Origin of the sequence: Pontibacter aydingkolensis, from assembly GCF_019443125.1 — a bacterium.
GTDB lineage: Bacteria > Bacteroidota > Bacteroidia > Cytophagales > Hymenobacteraceae > Pontibacter > Pontibacter aydingkolensis.
Genome location: NZ_JAHYXK010000011.1, coordinates 1 through 21208, shown reverse-complemented (window position 1 = coordinate 21208; position 21208 = coordinate 1). Strand labels below are relative to the sequence as shown.

Annotated in this window: 18 protein-coding genes; 12 read left to right on the top strand and 6 right to left on the bottom strand. The window is 46.0% G+C overall.

All coding sequences use genetic code 11. The annotated features are described in order from the left end of the window. Positions 1–15: 15 nt before the first annotated feature. Positions 16–789, bottom strand: a complete 774-nt coding sequence (locus K0O23_RS13560) for an enoyl-CoA hydratase/isomerase family protein (protein WP_219878063.1) — start codon at positions 787–789, stop codon at positions 16–18. 226 nt (positions 790–1015) lie between these two features. Between K0O23_RS13560 and K0O23_RS13555 the strand changes: the two genes are divergently transcribed. The 5 genes from K0O23_RS13555 (at position 1016) to paaD (ending at position 4677) form a co-directional block, all read left to right on the top strand. Beyond that, positions 1016–1639 carry a TetR/AcrR family transcriptional regulator gene (locus K0O23_RS13555; RefSeq protein ID WP_219877974.1) on the top strand — a complete coding sequence of 208 codons (624 nt, stop codon included), beginning with the start codon at positions 1016–1018 and terminating at the stop codon, positions 1637–1639. Positions 1640–1706: 67 nt separating this feature from the next. Beyond that, positions 1707–2693: a 1,2-phenylacetyl-CoA epoxidase subunit PaaA gene (gene paaA / locus K0O23_RS13550; protein WP_219877973.1), complete on the top strand. Its 987-nt coding sequence runs from the start codon at positions 1707–1709 to the stop codon at positions 2691–2693. A gap of 12 nt (positions 2694–2705) precedes the next feature. Next, positions 2706–3344 carry a phenylacetic acid degradation b gene (locus K0O23_RS13545; RefSeq protein ID WP_219877972.1) on the top strand — a complete coding sequence of 213 codons (639 nt, stop codon included), beginning with the start codon at positions 2706–2708 and terminating at the stop codon, positions 3342–3344. Then, the gene (gene paaC, locus K0O23_RS13540) at positions 3344–4099 is read left to right on the top strand and encodes a 1,2-phenylacetyl-CoA epoxidase subunit PaaC (RefSeq protein WP_219877971.1); all 756 of its coding nucleotides are present in this window, start codon (positions 3344–3346) and stop codon (positions 4097–4099) included. The genes K0O23_RS13545 and paaC overlap by 1 nt, the downstream gene beginning before the upstream one ends. Positions 4100–4194: 95 nt before the next feature. Further along, positions 4195–4677 (top strand): 1,2-phenylacetyl-CoA epoxidase subunit PaaD, encoded by a 483-nt coding sequence (gene paaD / locus K0O23_RS13535; RefSeq protein ID WP_219877970.1) that lies wholly within the window; start codon positions 4195–4197, stop codon positions 4675–4677. 71 nt (positions 4678–4748) lie between these two features. On the opposite strand, the gene K0O23_RS13530 is transcribed toward paaD, so the two are convergent. The 3 genes from K0O23_RS13530 to K0O23_RS13520 all read right to left on the bottom strand — a co-directional run bounded on the left by K0O23_RS13530 (position 4749) and on the right by K0O23_RS13520 (position 8611). Continuing rightward, entirely contained in the window at positions 4749–5555 is an 807-nt protein-coding gene (locus K0O23_RS13530) for a copper resistance protein NlpE N-terminal domain-containing protein (protein WP_219877969.1), read from the bottom strand. Positions 5556–5675: 120 nt separating this feature from the next. Beyond that, positions 5676–7406, bottom strand: coding sequence for a M3 family oligoendopeptidase (locus tag K0O23_RS13525; RefSeq protein ID WP_219877968.1), 1731 nt, complete (start codon positions 7404–7406; stop codon positions 5676–5678). A gap of 116 nt (positions 7407–7522) precedes the next feature. Beyond that, complete coding sequence (locus K0O23_RS13520; RefSeq protein WP_219877967.1) at positions 7523–8611, bottom strand: ferredoxin--NADP reductase; 1089 nt, start codon at positions 8609–8611, stop codon at positions 7523–7525. 271 nt (positions 8612–8882) lie between these two features. Between K0O23_RS13520 and K0O23_RS13515 the strand changes: the two genes are divergently transcribed. The 4 genes from K0O23_RS13515 to K0O23_RS13500 all read left to right on the top strand — a co-directional run bounded on the left by K0O23_RS13515 (position 8883) and on the right by K0O23_RS13500 (position 11848). Then, complete coding sequence (locus K0O23_RS13515; protein ID WP_219877966.1) at positions 8883–9440, top strand: HNH endonuclease; 558 nt, start codon at positions 8883–8885, stop codon at positions 9438–9440. Between the two features lie 45 nt (positions 9441–9485). Continuing rightward, on the top strand, positions 9486–10184 hold the full coding sequence (locus K0O23_RS13510) for a peptidoglycan DD-metalloendopeptidase family protein (protein ID WP_219877965.1): 699 nt from the start codon (positions 9486–9488) through the stop codon (positions 10182–10184). A gap of 29 nt (positions 10185–10213) precedes the next feature. Continuing rightward, positions 10214–11110, top strand: coding sequence for a mechanosensitive ion channel family protein (locus K0O23_RS13505; protein WP_246597115.1), 897 nt, complete (start codon positions 10214–10216; stop codon positions 11108–11110). Positions 11111–11224: 114 nt separating this feature from the next. Further along, positions 11225–11848 (top strand): hypothetical protein, encoded by a 624-nt coding sequence (locus K0O23_RS13500; RefSeq protein ID WP_219877964.1) that lies wholly within the window; start codon positions 11225–11227, stop codon positions 11846–11848. A gap of 112 nt (positions 11849–11960) precedes the next feature. Here K0O23_RS13500 and K0O23_RS20405 read toward each other — a convergent pair whose 3' ends face one another. Further along, positions 11961–13169, bottom strand: a complete 1209-nt coding sequence (locus tag K0O23_RS20405; RefSeq protein ID WP_219877963.1) for an ABC transporter permease — start codon at positions 13167–13169, stop codon at positions 11961–11963. A gap of 34 nt (positions 13170–13203) precedes the next feature. Here K0O23_RS20405 and K0O23_RS13490 point away from each other — a divergent pair, with 34 nt between their 5' ends. The 3 genes from K0O23_RS13490 to K0O23_RS13480 all read left to right on the top strand — a co-directional run bounded on the left by K0O23_RS13490 (position 13204) and on the right by K0O23_RS13480 (position 15972). Next, positions 13204–14457, top strand: a complete 1254-nt coding sequence (locus tag K0O23_RS13490; RefSeq protein ID WP_246597110.1) for an exo-beta-N-acetylmuramidase NamZ family protein — start codon at positions 13204–13206, stop codon at positions 14455–14457. Positions 14458–14554: 97 nt separating this feature from the next. Beyond that, a complete protein-coding gene (gene fmt, locus K0O23_RS13485) occupies positions 14555–15484 on the top strand; it encodes a methionyl-tRNA formyltransferase (protein ID WP_219877962.1) in 930 nt (309 codons plus the stop codon). Positions 15485–15486: 2 nt separating this feature from the next. Continuing rightward, positions 15487–15972 (top strand): dihydrofolate reductase, encoded by a 486-nt coding sequence (locus K0O23_RS13480; RefSeq protein WP_219877961.1) that lies wholly within the window; start codon positions 15487–15489, stop codon positions 15970–15972. 63 nt (positions 15973–16035) lie between these two features. Here K0O23_RS13480 and porU2 read toward each other — a convergent pair whose 3' ends face one another. Next, on the bottom strand, positions 16036–21087 hold the full coding sequence (gene porU2, locus K0O23_RS13475) for a putative type IX secretion system sortase PorU2 (RefSeq protein WP_219877960.1): 5052 nt from the start codon (positions 21085–21087) through the stop codon (positions 16036–16038). Between the last annotated feature and the right edge of the window lie 121 nt (positions 21088–21208).

Sequence of the window (21208 nt, the reverse complement as noted above, 5' to 3'; positions counted from 1 at the left end):
GAAATTAAACAAAACTTACCATCTAATAGGTTCTTTGTTCAAAAAAGAGGCAATACCACGCTGGCAGTCTTCACTGCCACGGGCAATGGCGTTCATTTCAGCGGCATACTGCAATCCGTCTTCCAGGCTCATCTCCTGTACGCGCGCGATCATCTCCTTTGTCACCTCCATCGATTGCTTCGAGTTTTCTGCACACAGTTTCTGCGCAAAGGCAAACACTTGATCTTCTAACTCTTCTGCAGGCACTATATAATGCACCAAGCCATACTTTTCTGCTTCTGCTGCTGAAATCAGATTACCGGTAAGCAATAGTTGCTTTGCCCTGGACTCTCCTATTTTGCGTAGCAGAAACACTTTAACAATAGCAGGTATAAAACCGATCTTAACCTCTGTGTAGCCAAATTTTGCATCTGGCACTGTAAAGCCAAAATCGCATATTGCCGCAAGGCCGCAACCGCCAGCAATGGCATGGCCGTGTATCTGGGCAATTACTACTTTCTTTAAAGTATAAATAAGCCTGAAAAGCTCCATCAGGTGTGTAGAGTCAGCCAGATTTTCGTGATAGTCGTTTTCCTGCAGCTGCTGTATATACTCTAGGTCGGCGCCGGCGCAAAACACTTTTCCTTCGGCCCGTAGCACAATCACTTTACATTTCTCATCATCTTCGGCAAAGGCAAACGCCTTTTTCAGCTGTGTTACTACTTCATAGTTTAGGGCGTTTCTTTTTTCGGAGCGTGCCAGCGTAATGTAGCCTATCCGTTCTTTTAGCTCATAATGTACAAACTCCATGGTATGTGCTATTGTATCGTTAGTTGGTTCAGTCATCATTTAATTAAGTTAACAATTCATTCAAATATAATAAAGTATAAATAGTATAGCAGAAGCCAAAGCACTTTCAAATACTTTTTAGGCTTATTACCGCTTACGTACGTCACTAACCTTTGTGCCGGACAACCGTTAAGGAATAAATATATTTGCTAACGAACGTTAGGTTGCTTATATTTGTTAATTATACATGGAAGCAGTTTTGAGCAGAAAAGAACAAATCGAAAGAACAGCTACGGCCCTTTTTAAAACGAAGGGTTTCTCAGCTACGTCGATGCGCGATCTGGCCAATGCTCTGGGCATAGAGGCTGCCAGTATTTACTCGCACATTAAGTCTAAAGAAGAGATCTTGCAGCGGGTTTGCTTTAGAATGGCGCAGGAGTTTTTTGATGCCTTGGATACTGCTGAAAGTATAAACGGAACGGCCACTGAGCGTTTACAGCGGGCTATTGCAGCGCATGTGCAAGTGTTAACTAAGAACACAGCTGCCTCGGCAGTTTTCCTGCATGAATGGCGCCACCTAAGCGAGCCATACTTAACAGAGTACCTTTCGCTGCGCGATAGGTATGAAGGCCGCTTCCGTGAGGTTATCCGTGAGGGCATTAGCAACGGTGAATTTTCTGTACCTGACGAGAAGTTTGCAACCCTGATGATATTCTCTGGTCTTAACTGGATCCATACCTGGTATAAACCAGACGGCAAAATGAACCCTGAGGAAATTGCTGAAAACTTATCGGCAATGCTTTTAACAGGATTGAATAATACACAGCATAATACATCGGTTAACCCGATTCACCTTAATACACCTAACTAAACTAACTAACCGCCGGGCTGGTAACGCGGCCCGGCACCTTTTACTGAACCTTTAAACTATAGATATTATGTACGGAGGAGGAAACGTTTTTGAAGCCACAAAATTCGACGACCTGCAGACTGAAGATCCTGCAAAATTAGCCGAATTTGAGGCACGCATTGCCAGAGGCGAAAAGATTGAGCCTACTGACTGGATGCCGGAATTATACCGCAAGCAGTTGATTCGCATGATCGAGCAGCACGCGCACTCTGAAATTATCGGTGCATTGCCGGAAGGCACCTGGATTACACGTGCCCCTGGCTTCCGCCGCAAAATGGCGCAAATGGCCAAGGTTCAGGATGAAGTAGGTCACGCTCAGCTTTTATACTCTGCTGCTGAAACGTTGGGTAAGTCTCGAGAGCAAATGCTTACTGATTTAATCAATGGTAAATCGAAATACTCAAACGTATTTAACTACCCTGCCTTTACCTGGGCAGACTCCAACATTATTTCCTGGCTGATTGATGCGGGCGCAATTGTAAACCAGATGGCCAACGCCAAAGGTTCTTACGGACCTTACTCCAGAGCTCTGGAGCGTATCTGCGCCGAAGAGGCCTTTCACCTGAAGTATGGCCACGATGCTGTTGTACACATGGCAACCGGTACACCAAAGCAGCGCGAAATGATTCAGGCTGCCCTTAACCGCTGGTGGCCTCCGATCATGACATTCTTTGGCCCGTCTGATAAAATGAGTACGCACACTGAAACACTTGTTCGCTGGAAAGTAAAGATGGCAACCAATGATGAGTGCCGTCAGCAGTTCCTGGATATGTACGTGCCTAAGATCTGGGAACTAGGCCTTACTGTGCCGGATCCGAACCTGAAAAAGAATATGGAAACCGGCCAGTGGGAATATACCGAACCGGATTGGGATGAGTTTAAGCGTGTGATCAACGGTGATGGCCCGTGCAACGCTGAGCGCCTTGCTGTACGCCGTACCGCAGAAGAGCGTGGTGCCTGGGTACGCAGAGCCCTGCTTAACCCAAAAGCAAAATACGTGAAGCCGCTAGCCTAAGGATATAAAACTATGAGCTTAAAATCATTAGACCCAAGAGTAACACGACTGAACCTGCCAGAAGGCGAAGTGCCTGCTATGGAGCCGAAGCCAGAGCTGGATCAGTTTGAAACATATGAAGCCTTCCATCAAAAAAAAGAAGGCGCGGCTTATACTTATGTAGGCCCTGTACATGCCCCAAACGAAGATGTGGCATTTCTGTTTGCTAAGGAGCAGTATAGCCGCCGTTTTGCCTGTACTGGTATTTGGATTGCACGCACCGAAAATATACAATTAACGCTTTATGGCAACGATAGCGAAAATGTGTATGATATGATGCGAGTAGAGGAACCGGCGGAGCGTAGTGAGCAACCGGAACCTTACGAGATCTTCCACCTGAAGAAACGTGGCAAGGCACATGTACATGCTGGTAGAGTAATGGCAACTTCGTATTTAGAAGCCCTACAAGAGGCAAAACAGCAATTCGGAGAGAAAGGCCCTGTCGTGAATGTGTGGGTAGTAAGATCGAAAGATGTGCTGCAGTCTGCGGAAGAGGATAAAGACATGTGGACCACCATTCCGGAGAAGAAATACCGCGAAGCCATTGCCTATAAAGTAATGGATAAGATCACGAAGTATAAAGAAGAGAACAAACCAACAACAGCCCAATAATGAACGAGCAAGCGATAAAAGACCTGTTATACAAACTGGCAGACGACCAGCTTATACTTGGCCACCGCAACTCCGAATGGACCGGCTTCGGCCCCATACTGGAAGAGGACATTGCTTTCTCGTCGATGGCGCAGGATAAGATCGGCCATAGCCTGGCATTTTATACATTGCTGCAGGAACTTGGCGAAGCCGAACCGGATACCGTTGCCTTTACCCGCAATGCTAACCAGTTTCATAACAGCCAACTGGTAGAACTGCCAAACGGCGAGTACGATTTCAGTTTGATCCGTCACTTTCTGTACGACAACGCTGAGATCATCCGCTTTGAGATGCTGAGTCAGTCAAGCTACGAGCCAATTGCCAAGGTAGCTACCAAACTAAAGGGCGAGGTAAAGTACCATGTGCTGCATGCCAATACCTGGATTAAGAATCTGGGAACGTCTACTGAGGAAGCTATACTTCGTTTACAGTCTTCGCTGAATGAGGCGCTGCCTTATGCTTTGGGTATGTTCGAAAAATCGAAGTTTGAGCAGGAACTGATCGATGCCGGTGTTTATGCCGGTGAAGAAGCTGTAAAAGCAGAATGGCTGAAGCGCATAACAGCAGTGATAGAAAAGACAGACCTGAAGCTACCAGACCTGGAAAGTATAAAGCCTAAGTTTGGCGGTCGCTACGGCGAACACACCGAGCACCTACAACCGCTGCTTGACGAAATGGCCGAAGTGTTTAAGATAGACCCAACTGCCGAGTGGTAATTTGTCGTTGATCGTTATTCGTTGATCGCCATACTTATCAGTGCCTTCCACTTACATTATATCGAATAACGAACAACGAGTAACCAATAACGAAAATGCTGACCAAGGAAAACATATTAACCCTGCTGGAGGAGGTAAAAGACCCTGAAATACCGGTATTGTCGCTGGTGGATCTGGGCGTAATCACGGGTGTGGAGATTTCTGATGAAGACCACGTTACCGTGAACATGACCCCTACCTTTGCTGGTTGCCCTGCCATGGACTACATGAAAAAGGATGTGGAGCGAACGCTGGAGAAGCACGGCATCAGCAAGTATACGGTTAATATGACCTTCGATAAGCCTTGGGATAGCAACAAACTGAGTGATAAAGGCCGCCAGCACTTGAAAGAGTTTGGCCTGGCACCGCCTCCAAAGTATGATCTCATCCTGGACTTGGATATTCTGGAGCATGTAAAGTGTCCGTACTGCGACAGCGACAACACAGACTTGAGAACTCCATTCGGGCCAACACTCTGCCGCTCCATGCACTACTGCAACAATTGCAAGCAGATGTTTGAGCAGTTTAAGCCGCTTTAACAGAAGTATACATAAAACAGAGGCGCCTGCTAAAGTATAGCAGGCGCCTCTGTTTTATCGGTAAAGTATATTTATTTGCTTTGATTATCTCCTAAGTATAACCCGCAGCCGGTATAAACTTTACCATTGGCAGTTACGCGTACGGTATAAGGCCTCTCCTTTCCCGACATCGCATCGGCGCAGGTTTGCTCAGTCAGTTCTACTGCCAGTTCTCCAGCATCTGTTGGAGCCCGATAACTGGTTGTACTTCCATTGGTAGTGGGCACAGGGGTTTTAACTTGTAGCTTCACAGTCTCTTCAGGCCTTGTTTTAAACAGCATCTCTCCTTCTTTATCAACCTCCAGTACCCAACTTGGGTTGTGCCCTGTAGCTACAAAGTCAACTCCTGCTTTTCTGCTGCCCTCCCAAAATTGGGTATCCTCCTCATTAAAGGCTGCACCACGCTTTAGACTATACTGTACCTTCAGATCCTCGTTTATTGGCTTTCCGTCAAAGTCTAGCATACGTAGTTTGCCTGCAGCATCCAGAGAAAAACGTCTCCGCTCAGCCTCATTACCACTTAGTTCTACAATACCCTCAGTTACTTTCCACGTTCCAATACGGGTAACAGGTTCGCCTTCTCTGTCTTCATAAATTATTCTTTCTTCAAAACTGTAGTCATCCATCAGCACCAGGCCGTAAGTATAGCCAATGCAGCCCGGGCAAGGAATAAATCCGTGCCACGACCCTACTACATCATTGGGTGCAACATTCTTATCTACGACAACAGCTTCGGTATCCTCCCAGTCATCCACATCCATCACTGAGCTTCTAGAGCAGGAGGCAAGGACAAACCATTGCGCCACCCAAACCCAAAGCATTATATTCTGTATTTTCATAGTATGTAGTACGACTCAAACATAGTAGCTGTTTTTTTAACATTGATGTCGACAAAATGAAAAGCTCCTTTGCCACACGATACGTAGCAAGGGAGCTTTAGGAAAAAGTGGTCCGACAAGTTATATCTTCGCCATTTCTTCCTTCACAAAATCTACAAGCGTTTTAATATAAGCTGTGCTAAAGTCAAATTTAATACCGGCTGCCTCGTAAACTTCTCCTATCGACACAGTATAACCCAGACTCAACGCACGTTTATAGGCTGCCAGCCCTTCGGCAGGGTTCTCTTTATAGTTTTTCCAGACAGCGATAGCACCTAACTGGGCCATGGCATACTCTACATAGTAAAAAGGCACCTCGTAAATATGCAGCTGCTTTTGCCACATAAAAGGTTTATACTTTTCAATGCCGTCCCAGCTAACCAGTTGGTGGTTGAATGTCTCAAATATCTTTACCCACTCCTGCTGGCGCTCTTCCTGCGTCTGGTTCGGGTTCTCGTAAATCCAATGCTGAAACTTATCTATAGTAGCCACCCACGGGAAGGTCTCTAAAACACTTTCCAGGTGCGTTCGCTTAGCCCGTTTCAGTTCGTCCTCGTCTTCAAAGAAAGTATCCCAGTAATCCATCGAGATCAGTTCCATGGACATAGATGCCAGCTCTGCCACTTCTGAAGGTGGGTGCTTTGCTGCATTAAGCGGTAGTTCCCGGGTTAAGAACGAGTGTACCGCATGGCCGCCTTCGTGCAGCATCGTAATCACATCACGCAGACTGGAAGTAGCATTCATAAAAATAAACGGCACACCAATCTCATCTAATGGATAGTTATACCCACCCGGTGCTTTCCCTTTTCTGGACTCCAGGTCCAGGTGGCCCATTTCGCGCATGATGGCAAGGCAGTCGCCTAAGTATGTATCAAGTTTATAGAATACCTGCACCGTTTTCTCAAGTAGTTCCTCTCCTGTCTGGAAGGGCTCCAGCGGCTTTTTGCCTGTCGGGTCCACATCCAGGTCCCATGGGCGAAGCTCTTCTACACCAAGCTGCTGTTTGCGCTCCTCATCAAGCTTTGTCAGCAGAGGTACGATGGTCTCTTTAATGGAAGTATGGAAATTAAAGCAATCCTTTGGGGTATAATCGAAGCGGCCCATGGCAGCAAACATAAAGTCGCGAAAGTTGTCGAAGTCGGCATTAACCGCTACCTGGTGACGCAGCTTCAGCAACTCATCAAACAAGTTGTCCAGCTTTTCACGGTCTTCGTAGCGTCTTTCCTGCACAGTTCGCCAAGTTTCTTCGCGTACAGCCCTGTCGGTACGTTTTAAACGGTCAGCGGCGCGCTGCAGCGTCATCTCCTCGCCATCCAGCGTCACCGTCATGGCACCAGAAATGGCTGCAAACTGCTGCTGTTTCGTACTTATCTCCGTCTGCAGCGGAATATTGTCTTCCCTGAAAATCTCCAGGGCACGCTCCACGCCTCTCAGGTATATTTTATACTTCTCACGCTCCAAAGCAGGCTCATAAGGCGAGTGCATCAGCTTCAGGTTCAGCTCATGATCCAGGGGCGCAATCTTAGGCTCGATCTCCGACACAAAATATTGGAATGCGGCAGTTGTTTCCTCGTTCTGGGTATCGCAGGTCATCCGGATGTAGCGCCAACCCATTTCCTCTGACAATACACTTTCCAACTCACTACGGTCATACATCCACTTCTCTAACTCCTGCGCACTATTAATCTGCCTCGATTTAAGCTCTTCGAAGTATGGCTCAATGGTCTCCCATTTTTCAACTTTAAAGTCATGGGAAAGATAAGTGCGTTGTTTTCGTTTAGGTATATCTAAGGTTTTGGAGGCTGTGGTCATAGTTATAAAGTACATTATAAAGAGGTAATATAGCTACTTCATACGAAAGTGCAAAAAATAATAAAGCCACATTTATAAGATGTGGCCCTATTACATGTATATACGTTTATTTTTTGTTAACCGATCTCTATCACTACGTTACTTGTTAACGGATGACCTACACAATTAAGCACATAACCCTCGTCAAGTTCCGCATCCGACAGGCCTTCCCGCTCATCTAGGTGTACTTTCCCGCTTAGGCATTTGCCACGGCAGGCAGTACAAAGTCCGGCCTGGCAAGAGTACGGCAAATCAACGTCCTGCTCCAGTGCAGCCTCCAGTATGGTCTGGTCCGGCTGCACCTCTACGTGGTACTCGGCGCCTTCATAAATTATGGTTACAGTCTGGGCAGTAATTTCACCGTCATCATCAGACGCCAGCACATCGCCGTGCTGGGCCTGCTGCTGCTGCTGTTCTATCAATTTATTGCTGACAAAGCTCTCCCTGAAAATATTTTCAGCAGGCACATGCAGCACATTAAGCGCATGGCGCACTTCATCCATCATTCCCTCTGGTCCGCACATGTAGTATACAGCGTTGTCGACCTTGGCCAACTGCAGCCTTTCCAGAATCTTAATGATCAGGCTCTGGTTCATGCGGCCGCGGTTTTCGCAGGCTTGCTTCGGCTGGCTAAAAATATAGGCTACCTTAAATCTGTCGACATACTCAGCCTCCAGGTTTTGCAGTTGGTCTTTGAAGATAATGGAGTCTTCGTCGGTGTTGCCGTAAAGCAGGGTTACACGGCTGTTTGGCTCCTCGCGCAGCACAGACTTAAGTATAGACATGAGCGGCGTAATACCGCTGCCGGCGCCAAACAAAAGTACATGGCGCTGGTTATCCGGGGCGCAGGTAAGGCAAAAGTTACCGATAGGCTGCATTACCCTAATCTCTTCACCAACTTTTGCATGATCCATCAGGTAATTTGATACTAAACCACCCGAAACACGCTTTATAGTTACAGCCAACCGGGGACCTTCGTGCGGGGTGCTGCTCAGGGAGTAAGAACGGCGAACTTCTTTACCATCTATGTTCAGGATCAGGGTCAGGAACTGGCCTGGTTTATAAGGTATTGTTTGCTTTTCAGGATGTTCGAAATGTATGGTGATGGCGTCTGAAGTTTCGCGGGTGATTTCTACTACCTTCAGATTTAAGTATGGACTACTCATTTTGCTATATTTTAACGCTTAATAATTTTGCCTTTAAACATTTTTAGGAGTTGAAAGTTACGATAATATAGCTTCTTCTTTTAGCGTGTCGGGCAAAAAATCAACCTTCACTAAATTTTTTTGATATTTAATGTAATTAAATAAATATTAGTTGCAATTGATATAAAAAAAAGATGCACCTTTGCATTGTGCTTTCGGGCACCGAAACGAGACCTGGCCTTACCCAAGGTCAAGCCGCCGCCCTTTGCAATAACAACTATTGAAAACAATAATGCTCTACAAACTGACACTCAAAAACTGTGAAAAAACTGTAGTGGTGGACGACCGCACCTACGAGTACATTCAAAACAACGCGTACCTGCAGCAGATCGAATTTCTGAAGCACCTGCGCATTCACTCTAATGGCTACGCCTTCTTTCAGAAGAACTGGCCGCTAAAAGACGGCAAGTACCGTAACGAAACCATTTATCTGCACAAGATGATCGGTGAGCAGTTGCTGGAGAAGCCTGAGAGCGACATAAAGCTCTATGTCCATTTTATAAATGGCAATAAGCTGGACTGCCGCCGTGAGAACCTGGAATGGGCTCCGCTCTGTAAAATTGTAAGAAACACAGCCAAAACAGAAAACAAACTGGGTGTGCGTGGTGTACACAAAGAGGCTCAGAAATACCGGGCCATCATACACTACAACAAACAGCGCATTAACCTAGGCACGTTCGAAACTTTGCAGGAGGCAGCTCTTGCCTACAGTAAAAAATCAGAAGAACTTTTCGGTAAAACCAAGAGCCTTAAAACGCTCTCTAAGTATGTAGAGGAAGAGATGGCTTAGCCCTCCTGCAAACTGCATCTGCGTTTTCCGCGTCTTCAATAACTTATGGATAACTCAAAAAATCTTAGTGCTATACTAAGCCGGCACAGGCATGCCTTTGCACCCGTATTGGATGCCGACCTGAACACAGATGCAGTTTGCTCTCTAGACTTTACAGCTGGCAATAACCGCCTGCAACAAACCGACTTACTCGACACCGAAGCTTTTAACAATGCAGTACAACAAATGCTGCATGAAAAGCAGGCAAGTATAGGCGTAGGCGGCTACCTGGAAGACCGGTTTATTTACCGGAGAAGCAAGCACTTTGACGTTGCCGCCGAAAGCCGCAACCTGCACCTTGGTGTAGATGTGTGGCTGGATGCAGGCACCGCTGTGTTTACACCCCTGGATGCTACGGTGCACAGCTTTAAGGATAACGACAACTTCGGAGACTACGGCCCTACCATTATTCTGGAGCACGAACTCGAAGGCGTTACCTTTTATACTTTGTACGGCCACTTGAGCCGGGCATCGTTGGATGGATTGGAAGTTGGAAAGCGTTTTGCCAAAGGCGACAAGATTGCCGAGGTTGGTCCTTACCCTGAAAATGGAAATTGGCCGCCGCACCTGCACTTTCAGGTGATGTGTGCCATGGACGAAAAGTATGGCGATTACCCAGGTGTGGCCACTACGGCAGAAAAAGCTAAGTATGAGGCACTTTGCCCCAACCCGAACCTTATTCTGAAGTGTCGCCATCTTTCCTGATTTTGCAAAACCCTTAATTTTTGATTAAAATGCCTTTTAAGGCGCTGCTTCGCAGGCAGCGCCTTTTTGTTTTACCTTTCATTTATACTTTAGAAAACATGTTTGACATTGAGAAGTACCGTGGCGTGTTAGTAGATTTCGTGGTGCTGTACGGCATGAAACTGATTGTTGCCATTTTTATACTTGCCATTGGTACCTGGGTAATCAGGCGCTTGAACAGATTCCTTAACAACATGATGGTACGCAAAAATGTGGACCCTTCGTTAAGGCCTTTCCTGGGCAGCATTATCGGGGTATTGCTTTGGGTTTCGCTAATTGTAGTGGTTATCTCTCAAATTGGAGTAGAGATGACTTCCTTTATTGCTATACTCGGCTCTGCAGGCCTGGCTATCGGTTTAGCGCTGCAGGGTAGCCTTTCCAACTTTGCAGGTGGTGTGCTTATACTTACCATCAAACCTTTCAGGGTAGGCGATTTTATTGATGCCCAGGGTCAGAGCGGAACAGTACATATCATTAACATCTTTAACACCGTTCTTAAAACCGGCGATAACAAAACGATTTACCTGCCAAATGGCCCGCTGGCTTCTTCGGTGGTGGTTAACTACTCTGTAGAGAATACCCGACGTGTAGAGTTGCTTTTTACTATTTCGGTTAACAATGATATTGGCAAAGTGCGCCAGCTCATACAGCAGTTAATTAACGACGACAGCCGTGTGTTGCCGGAGCCTGAACCAGCTATTGTAGTTACTAATTTTGCAGAGCATGCCATTACCATTAGCACCCGCGTCTGGTGTAACCGCACAGATTACTGGCCCCTGTTCTGGGACATGACCGAGAAAGCTAAGGCTGCTTTTGAGACCAATAACATTGCGCTTCCGGTGCCACGTAGAGAAATGCTGAGTAATATTACTAATGCTAAAATTTAAACAACATCAAAGTTTAACCATAGGATATTTCTAATATTTATTAACCACTATCGCTTGAATTATAGTCAAGTGTGACTATATTTATTTTAACATAGAGCAAATAGTTCAAGCAGCATGAAAACACACGTAATAAAACTTCTTCTCGTATTGGTGGGCATAGCCCTCACAGGCTGCCCCAGTCCGCTGTGCCTCAACCCCAACCCTAGCTATTCCTTCGCCGTCACCGCACACTTCACTCCCGAGCGTGACAGCATAAGGGTGGGCGATACACTTTATCTTGTCTCCGAGTTCCCTAACTTCTTAGTGCCTATAGGGGAACAGGATGCTGTAGACTACAGCAAATCCACAGCCATAGGTAACACCTTGGGGCTTCTGCGCCTGGAAAGCGTGAAAAGCACTTCTGGCGCTGTATCCAGTTTCGATTATATCAATGTGTGGGGCCGGATTTATAATTCTACTGACATCCCTTCTCCCGAACGTATGCAACAGCTCCGGTATGAGGAGAATGATGGAAAGTACAAATTGCGCGTGGGGCTCATTCCCAAGAAGCCGGGCATTTATCTTATGGGGATAGGCAGCGGATTAAGTAAGGGCAGAATGAATGACAAGTGCGTTAAAGCTTCTTTTCAAACAATCCTGACTAATGAAAACTCAAACCTAAATTATTATGAACAATGGTTTGGCTCCCCTATGGATCAATCTGCCACTAAAATATCTTTCTTGATAAAAGTATACTGATTAAGAATGATACATCCTTCATCTCAATAGGATGTTCTTTTTATTGATTATGTTTTATGCCTATCATAATAAAAAAGAAGCCCACGCAACTGTCTGGGCTTCTTTTTTATACTTAGTCAAACTTGATCGCTTTTACCGGCTTTATTCTGGCTACCATGGCGGCAGGTATAAGTATGGCCAGCATCGTCAGCACCAACGTTATCACATTCAGCGCCAGTATCATCCCAAAATTCCAGCTGATTGGAACGCGGTCCATGTAATAGTTCTCTGGGTCCAGAGGGATAAATTCAAAGTAATATTGCAACGCGCAAAACCCGAGCCCTATCAGGTTGCCCCAAAAAAGACCTTTCAACGTCAGGCGTAGCCCTCTAAAAACAAATATCTGCCGTATTTGCGCATCGGTGGCACCAACAGCTTTAAGCACACCTATCATGTTTATACGCTCAATAATCATGATAAACACCGTAGACACCATGTTGAAGGTGGCTACAAAAACAATAAGCACCAGGAAGATGATAACGTTCTTCTGCAGTAGCTTGAGCCAATCGAACAGCTGTGCGTGGCGGTCTGTAATCTTTTCCAGCTGTAGATCATAGTTCATCTCATCAAAAACCTGTTCAGCCACCTGGTCTATCTGGTTAAAATCTGTGAGTACAATCTCGATGCCTCCGGCCAAAGAGTCCGGCCAGTTGTTCAGTTCACGTATCAGCCCGATATCCCCGATCACAAAAACCTCGTCAAACTCCTCCAGGCCGGTATTAAAAATACCCTTAACCTTCATTTTTCGGGCACGAGGCGGATTTTGAATAAAGTAGAAGATGGTCTCGTCTCCAACTTTAAGGCGCAACTTAGACGCAATGGTTTGGCTCAGCAGCACATCCATCGAGGAAGCAGAATCATTGTAGGCAATCAGTTCACCTTCCTGCAGGTTCTGCTGCATCGCGCTCAGGTCATAGTCTCTGCCTACGCCTTTCAGCACCACGCCCAGCACTTCGTCATCTGTTTTAATGATGGCCGTTTTACGGGCAAAGGGCTGAATTTTCTTTATGCCAGGGATTGAGTCAGTGAGGCCAATGTTCTTACTGATGGGTGCGCCTTCGTAGGAGTTGTTGGTGTCATACTTGGATACCTGCAGGTGCGAGCCAAAGCTGAATATCTTATCGCGTATCTCGTTACGGAAGCCTTCCAGAATAGCAAAAGACACAATCATGATGGCAATGCCTGCTGCTATGCTTATAATTGCTATTTTTGTAACCGACGTTGTAAACGTACCGGTCTGCACTTCGGATATTTTATCGGATATGTACTTGGAGATGTTCACTCGCGCTTGTTTCTAATCTGCCTTAAAGATAGGTATGAATTTTGATTTATCCCTTACAACTATGACACAGCCTATGCTATTCCTTTATACTTCGGTGCTGCTTGCCTTTAACGCATGCACTCCAAAACAGGCTCCTGCCACCCAGCAGGAAACGCCTCAAGCCCAGACAGAAGTTACAACTACACCTGTAGCCAAAAAAATGCAAACCGGCGCCGAGCAGCTGGATTTATACTTGCCAAAGCTGGCCGGTAAGCGCGTAGGCATGGTAGTAAACCAGACGTCTACTATTGGCAACACGCATTTAGTTGATACGTTGCTTGCCCGTGGTGTAAAGATCACAACCATTTTTGCCCCGGAGCATGGCTTTAGAGGCGATGCTGATGCAGGTGCATACGTAAAAGACGCAAAAGATACGAAAACAGGCCTTCCGATCATCTCACTTTACGGCGCTAACAAAAAACCAAAAGCCGAGCAGATAAAAGACCTGGATGTACTTCTGTTCGATATTCAGGACGTAGGAACCCGTTATTATACTTACATCAGCACCATGCATTATGTAATGGAGGCTGCCGTCGAGAACAACAAAGAAGTACTTATACTTGACCGTCCTAACCCGAACGGCCATTATGTAGATGGCCCTGTTTTGGAGAAGGAGCATACTTCGTTTGTAGGCATGCACCCGATTCCGATTGTGCATGGTTTAACGGTAGGTGAGCTGGCTAATATGATCAACGGTGAGAAGTGGCTGGAAGGACAGCGCCAGGCTAAGGTTACGGTTATACCTGTTGCCAATTACAACCACAAGATGCCTTACTCACTGCCAATCAAACCGTCACCAAACCTGCCAAACGACCAGGCTATCAAACTTTATACTTCTATCTGCTTTTTTGAAGGTACCAATGTGAGTGTAGGCCGTGGCACACCAACGCCGTTCCAGGTTATTGGCAGCCCATACTATACGAAGAAAGAATTTAGCTTTACACCGGTAAGTACACCTGGCGCTACCAACCCGCCTCACAAAGATGTGGTTTGCTATGGCAAAGACTTAACTAATGTGAAAGTTGCCGATAAAGTTGATCTTTCTTACTTGCTGGACATGTACCAGAACTCAACGAATAAAGATAAGTTCTTTAATAACTTCTTTGAGAAGCTGGCAGGCACATCTAAACTGAGAGAGCAGGTAATTGCCGGCAAAACAGAAGCTGAGATAAGAGCAACCTGGGAGCCAGGCCTTAGCGACTATAAAAAGATGCGCAAGCAGTACCTGATGTACCCGGATTTTGAGTAAGCCAGATAATTTCTGATTTACTTTAACCTAATATCATAGTATAAAACAAAAGCAACTCTGTAATGAAACGCAGAGTTGCTTTATACTTTTATCATACATGAAGAGAGATTTACGGATAGTATTTATGGGTACGCCTGATTTTGCCGTGCCTACCCTGCAAACACTTGTAGAGCATAAGTATAATGTAGTAGCTGTTGTAACTGCCCCGGATAAACCAGCTGGCCGCGGACAAAAAATCCATCAGTCGCCTGTAAAAGAGTATGCCGCTTCGCAAGGTATTCCGGTTTTGCAGCCAACCAACCTTAAATCGGAGGCTTTTCTGGAGGAGTTGCGCAGCTACAAAGCTAACCTGCAGATCATCGTGGCCTTCCGTATGCTGCCGGAGGTGGTGTGGAGTATGCCGGAACTAGGCTCTTTTAACATACATGGCTCTTTACTTCCTCAATATCGTGGCGCAGCGCCTATTAACTGGGCCATCATCAATGGCGAGAAAGAAACAGGGGTTACTTCGTTTTTCCTGAAGCACGAGATCGATACCGGTGACCTTATTTTCCAGGAGCGGGTGCCTGTGCTGGAGGAGGACGATTTTGGCAGCGTGTATGAAAAGCTAAAGTATACCGGTGCCGAACTGGCCCTGCGTACGGTACAGGCTATCGAAATTGGTGAGGTAATAACACAACCACAGGTAACCACATCCGAGACCAAGCATGCACCTAAAATCTTTAAAGAAACCTGCGAGGTTAACTGGAACCAGCCGGCTCAGCAGGTTCGCAACTTTATCCGTGGCCTGAGCCCCTACCCTGCCGCCTGGACTCGTTTTCAGGATAAGACCTTCAAGATTTTTAAGGCAGAGGCGCTGGAGAATACAGCTTATACTTCAGAACCCGGAACCATCCACACCGACAACAAAACGTATCTGCACGTGCAAACTGCGGCAGGTGCCATTTCTGTACTTGACCTGCAAATGGAAGGCAAGAAACGTATGCCGGTACAGGATCTATTAAGAGGTTATACTTTTAACGTGTAAGCATGGTAAACATTATTGTAGCCACCGCAGAGAATAACGTAATCGGCAAAGACAACCAACTTATCTGGCACCTGCCCGCCGACCTGAAGCACTTTAAGCAGCTTACCATGGGGCACCCGATACTTATGGGCCGTAAAACCTACGAGTCCATTGGCAAGCCGTTGCCGGGACGTACTTCCATCATCATCACACGCCAAAAAGATTTTGAAGCAGAAGGATGTATCGTAGCCCACTCTGTGCAGGAGGCCATTGAAAAAGCAAAAGAACTGGACGAACAAGTATGTATTATCGGTGGTGCTGAGATTTATAAGCAGGCTTTGCCGCTAACAGATTGTATTGAGCTTACTAAAATACACCACAGCTTTGACGGCGATACTTTTTTTCCGGAAATAAATGAAAAGGATTGGGAAGTAGTAGCTGAAGAGAAACACGAGCCCGACGAAAAGAACAAGTATAGTTATACTTTCCTGACGCTAAAAAGGAAGTAGTATCAAACAGAAGAGGCCGCTACTGCTAGCGGCCTCTTCTGTTTGATAATCAGGCTTATACTTTTAACGAAGTATATAAAGTTTGCCATAACCGTTCTTAAACGATTTGTCGCCGGTTTTGTACATGTGCTTCATGCCATCGTCTACCTGGCTCATTACTACACGGTACAGGTAAACGCCATTGGCCAGTTTATCGCCATACATGTCGGTACCATCCCAGGCATACTCTGTTTTGTTGTTACCAATTCTTATAGGCCCAATCTCTTCCTTCATGATCTCCTTCACCACTTTGCCTGTTACCGTCATAATCTGGATCTTAAGATGCTCCGGCACCTGGCTACCGGTCAGGGTAAAGATAAAGTTGGTTTTAGTAGAGAACGGGTTCGGGAATGGATAGAAGTTTGTGATCTTCGAAGCATTCTCCACCTCAAAGCTGATGCGGTAAGGCGATACTCCGGATGCTCTGCCTGCGGCATCGCTGGCGCGTACTTCCATGGTATACTTTCCGTTGTTTAGTTTTTCCGGTTTATACTCTACTCTAAAGTCATTCTTCTCATCAGCCGGGAAATAGCGCACTTCATTCGGGTTACCCATCAGGTCTACTTCCTGCTCATTTCCATCCGGGTCAATCATCACAACTAGCATCGTAGACGGGTCCTGCAAATGCACAAAGCGATTCTCATCCTTTACGGTTATACTTATCAAAGGGCTTGGCGCTACCAGCTCCCCATCCAGAATATGCACGCCATCAAAAGCAACATCAAGTATAGGGTGTAGCCTTGTTTTGGCTTTAAAGTTAACTTCGTAGATATTGTTAAAATACTGCTGCTCCGGCAAAATGCGCGGGTTCACAAACATGTTCAACTTGTATTCACCCTCCAATTGCAGCGTAGACATGGTATACTGGAAGTTTACGATCTCATTTGGCCCAACCGGCTTGATCTTAAACCTGGTAACAACCGGATCAGACTTTTCACCGGTCAGGGTCATTTCTACCGTAAGGGAGTCTGAAAATGCAGTCGAAGTAAGGTTCTGGAAAGCCATTGGTACTGTTATACTTCCTTTCTGTGCCTGCTCTGTAAGTATAGGCTCACTTACATTTACAAGGTCTGGCCTGATCACACCCTCAGGTGCCGCATCATAAAACGCAAACCACTCTCTAAGCTGAGGAGCAGATCTGTCCTGTAAGTCGGTTAGTGTAGCTTTTAACCTCAGCGATGGATACTCAACAGCATTGATACCGGAAAGATCAAACGCCTTCCCTGGCACTTCTTCTACAAGTACCTTTTCCTCGCCGGCACCATTTACACCGATTATACTTAGCTTATAGGTATCGTTTCCGGCTTTATGTCTCTCTATATTATGGTGCAGGCTACTCCATTTAAGGGCAGGGCCAATAAGCGTTGAGGTAATAACTCCCTCTGTTTGGCGTGAAAACAGCACATCATCCATGACAACTACCTGTGAGGTAATAGGTGTACTGTCATCAGCAAGGCCAGTCTTTTCGTTGGCTGCACCAGGGGCAGTTCCCTTTTGGCCCACTATCCCAAACGGGTAGCCGTTTTTCAAATCCTTGATCAGAGCAGAACCAATAGAACCGAAGGCCGCCTTCTGTGCAGCTGTAAAACTCTCAAACGGCACTTTGTTCACGCTCATGGCCACTACGTAATGACCCTCTGGCACCGAGTTCATAAAAGCCACGATCTTATCTCTGTTAGCAGCCACATTCATATCGCCAAACTCATACAGATACGGGAAACTAGAGCAGTAAAAGCTTCCCATGCCCTCTACCATCTGCAGGGTTTTACTATCTACCACAATCGCAAAGATTCGTGGGGTGGCACTTCCTCCCGGGTTACCACAAGCAGCCTGAAAAAGCATCTCGCCGGTAAAAAAGAGACCGTAAGGCGGGTTCGTATATCTATAGTCGCCGCCAACTGTTTTAATAGAAACTTCTGTTTTGGTTTGCTGGAAATTCCAGTTTATACTTTGCTTACCCTGGTTTGCTATTTTATCGGTAGAGGCTGTTGTAAACTGCCCATAATGGCTCTGCGACCAGCCGTTACCCGCATTAGGAATGTAGCGGAAAGAGCTTTGAGCCCAGGCAGTATCCTCTCCCACAGCATAGGCATCAAACCTGGCACGCCAGTAGTATACGGTGCTGTCGTTGTCTGCTGCCCCTTTGGGTAACGCCACATCCCAGGCTGGCATCAAAGCATACCCTGTAGAGAAGCTTTGCTTAAGCGGACTGTTGAAAGTCTGTGTAGTATCCAGCTCAAAATAAAACCCTTTGGTATTAGTGTTAAGCTGTGTTGCCTGTACAGACAGTTTTACATTGCTTTTGCCTACTATACCAAAATCTGAAGGGCTTAGCGCTACAAGGCCACTAACAGGGAAAAAGTGCTGAAAAATAGCCGTGTTGTTGCTTTCGTTCAGTTCATCGATCTCGTTTGTTCCGTCCAGCTTTACTTCAAAAGAGTTCATGCCCAGCGCTGACATACCTTTGTTATTTAATGTAAGCTGTACTTTCCTGTCTTTAATGATCGGGCCGATCTTTATAGGATCATAAGTTACAGTCGTATTATCGGCAAGGGTTCTTTTAATAGTAACAGTTACTGAGTCTGTAATGGCTTTGCCCAGGTTGTTTACATTTACAGTAATTACGAAGTCATCGGCAGTGGCAACTACAGTTTCACCGCTATGGCCTTTTACACTAAAGCTGTTGTCTTTAAACAGGTAATCTGGCTTGGCCGGGTTATAAATCTTTATCGCGGGGTCGCCCTGCAGTGCCATCTCCGTGATCATGGCTGTTGCAATTTCATTGCTTCCTGCAGTCTGGGCTACACGTTTAATGGTTTCTTGCTGCACCTGTCCCAATGTAGCACCATAAAACTCTTCCTCACGGAAGGCCGCCGAATAGAAGTATGAAGAATACAGATTCAGGAGGTGAGCGTAGCCGGCCCCTACGTGTGCTATAAGGGCTACTGCCCCTTTATCAGCTGTGTTCAGCCAATCTTCCCCAAACGATACCGCATTAGGCGTGTACGCATCGCCCACATTACAGCCGTTCATCAGCATAACGGGGTATTTGCCTTTATTCTTATAGTTGTTTACAGCTGTGGATGCATAGCCAATATCCAGATCGGTTGAGCCAGCTGAGCTATGACCGAAAAATGTTATAAGCGACAGGCCTCTATTCAGTTCATCCGATACGTTTACTACTTCAGTTACCTCGCTTACATTTTGCCTGTACTTCTCAATAACCTTTGCGCCCACTAAAGGACCTTCAGCAGTCTTGGCATAAGACTTAAGGTATGCTGCAATCTGGTTTATTTCACTGATAGACTTCCCACCACCAAGTTGAAGTATATTTTTTCGCCATTCTACGCCATCCGGAACAGCCTCGTACTCTTTTATCTTGTTCAGATAATTAATAATTTCCGTCGCTGATTGGGCTGACACCCTGCCTGTTGGTACACCTGGCACAAATTTGTTATTCTTAAAGTCGGCAGAGAAAATGATATCGGAGCCAGGGCTGCCTCCTGTCGGAACAATATCCAATTGCCTCTGTGCAGCGTTTCTGTAATTTACACGGCTAAGGTCACTGCCTTTACCCAGAATCAGTAGTTGCTTCGGCCTGGAGGACGAAGACATAAAGCTCAGGAAGTTCTTGATAGAGAAAGAAGAGAATTCACCATAGTGATACTGGTCTACCAGTTCATCCATAAACACAAGTAGCGTGTCATAACCACCACCGGCTGCGGACGCTCGGTATGCGGCATATTCTTTCGGAGCAGGCAATGATGATCCACTCACTGTACCCATTAAACGCTTGTTGGTAAGTATAATATAGTTATGAGCAGCCGGGTTGATGTTCCTGAAAGTTACCCGCTGTGCCGGTAAAGGGTTAATCGGGTTATTCGTATCTGCCAGCAATAGCTTATGGCTTTTACCATCACCTGCATTTACAACATAGCCGCGCTTGCCACTTACATCAAAACCAGCAATACGCGTTACATTCGTTACATCAGTTACATCGTATGCTACCACTGTTGCCGGGATATTCGAAAACTCATAGTATGGATTTACAGATCGGGATGAATCCGTATAAATGATCATGGAGCTGCCCTGGAAGATAGATTTCTGAGGAAAGGTTAAAATAGCATGAGCCATACTTACCTGATTTCTCTCGTCTGGACGCCCATCTGGAAAGGGAGGCATCGGATCAGCTAAAGTTCTAAGAGTAAGTATACCAGATGCTGTTATATCGGTAAACTCTGCCGTATAAGTTGCATGCTGGTGGCCATCACCTACTATCCTATGCCTTGAGACTTCTCGGATACCACCACTTGCACTAGTGATTCGCATTGCCATGTTATGCTCAATATCATTCCTCGCATAAACTGAGTAACGAATAAATGGCTTTGGCCCGGTGCTTTCCACGTTAGTTATACCGCTCAGTGGATATGTTTTTTCAAACCGCGACGTATTGATAAAACGGCCTTCTCCCTTGTCCATCCAGGGCATTCGGTTTTCACCGCCGCGCTTCACCCCCAAGTAGTAATCCTGCGCTCCCCAGTAAAAGGATTTTTGTAGATGGTATGGCTCCGGAGTAGCACCGTTTGCAGCCGGGTTTACTTCGCGCATGCGCTTGCCGGCTATTGTGCCTACTGTTAGAAAATAAGCAGCCGTATCGGTGTAGATGCTATATAGTTGGTGTACCTGGTGCGTGGGGTCCTTATACAATTCTCGGTCCAGCGCTCCATCATTACGTTCTCCGAAAAACTCAATGTAATCCTGAGGGCCCAGATTACCATCTGCTTCACCGGCTACATATAAAGGTATTTCTTTCCCTCTCCTGAACAGCTGGATATTACGCGGGTCTGCACCAGCCAGGCCAAGGTTATTCAGGTAAGTATGGTTTAAGCGGTAAAGGCCTGTTGTTACTACTTTTATTTTATAGTATGTCTGGTCGTGCTTTATCCAGTCGTTGGCGTAGGTTTGCTGGGCCTGCAGCGGAAGTACAAGTCCTGTCACAGCAAGTATAGTTACAAGTATAGCTCGCTTAAGTATAAGTAGTTTATACATGGGCTGTATAGCTGGTTTGTTATTCATTACTTAACTCAAGTTGCGTGATAGTACACGCGGTTTAACACAAAAAATCTGTTCTGCCAGCGGCTGTTGTACGTTTTAAAGTTTGCAGACTTAATTCGTAACAGCCATGACAGAACAGACC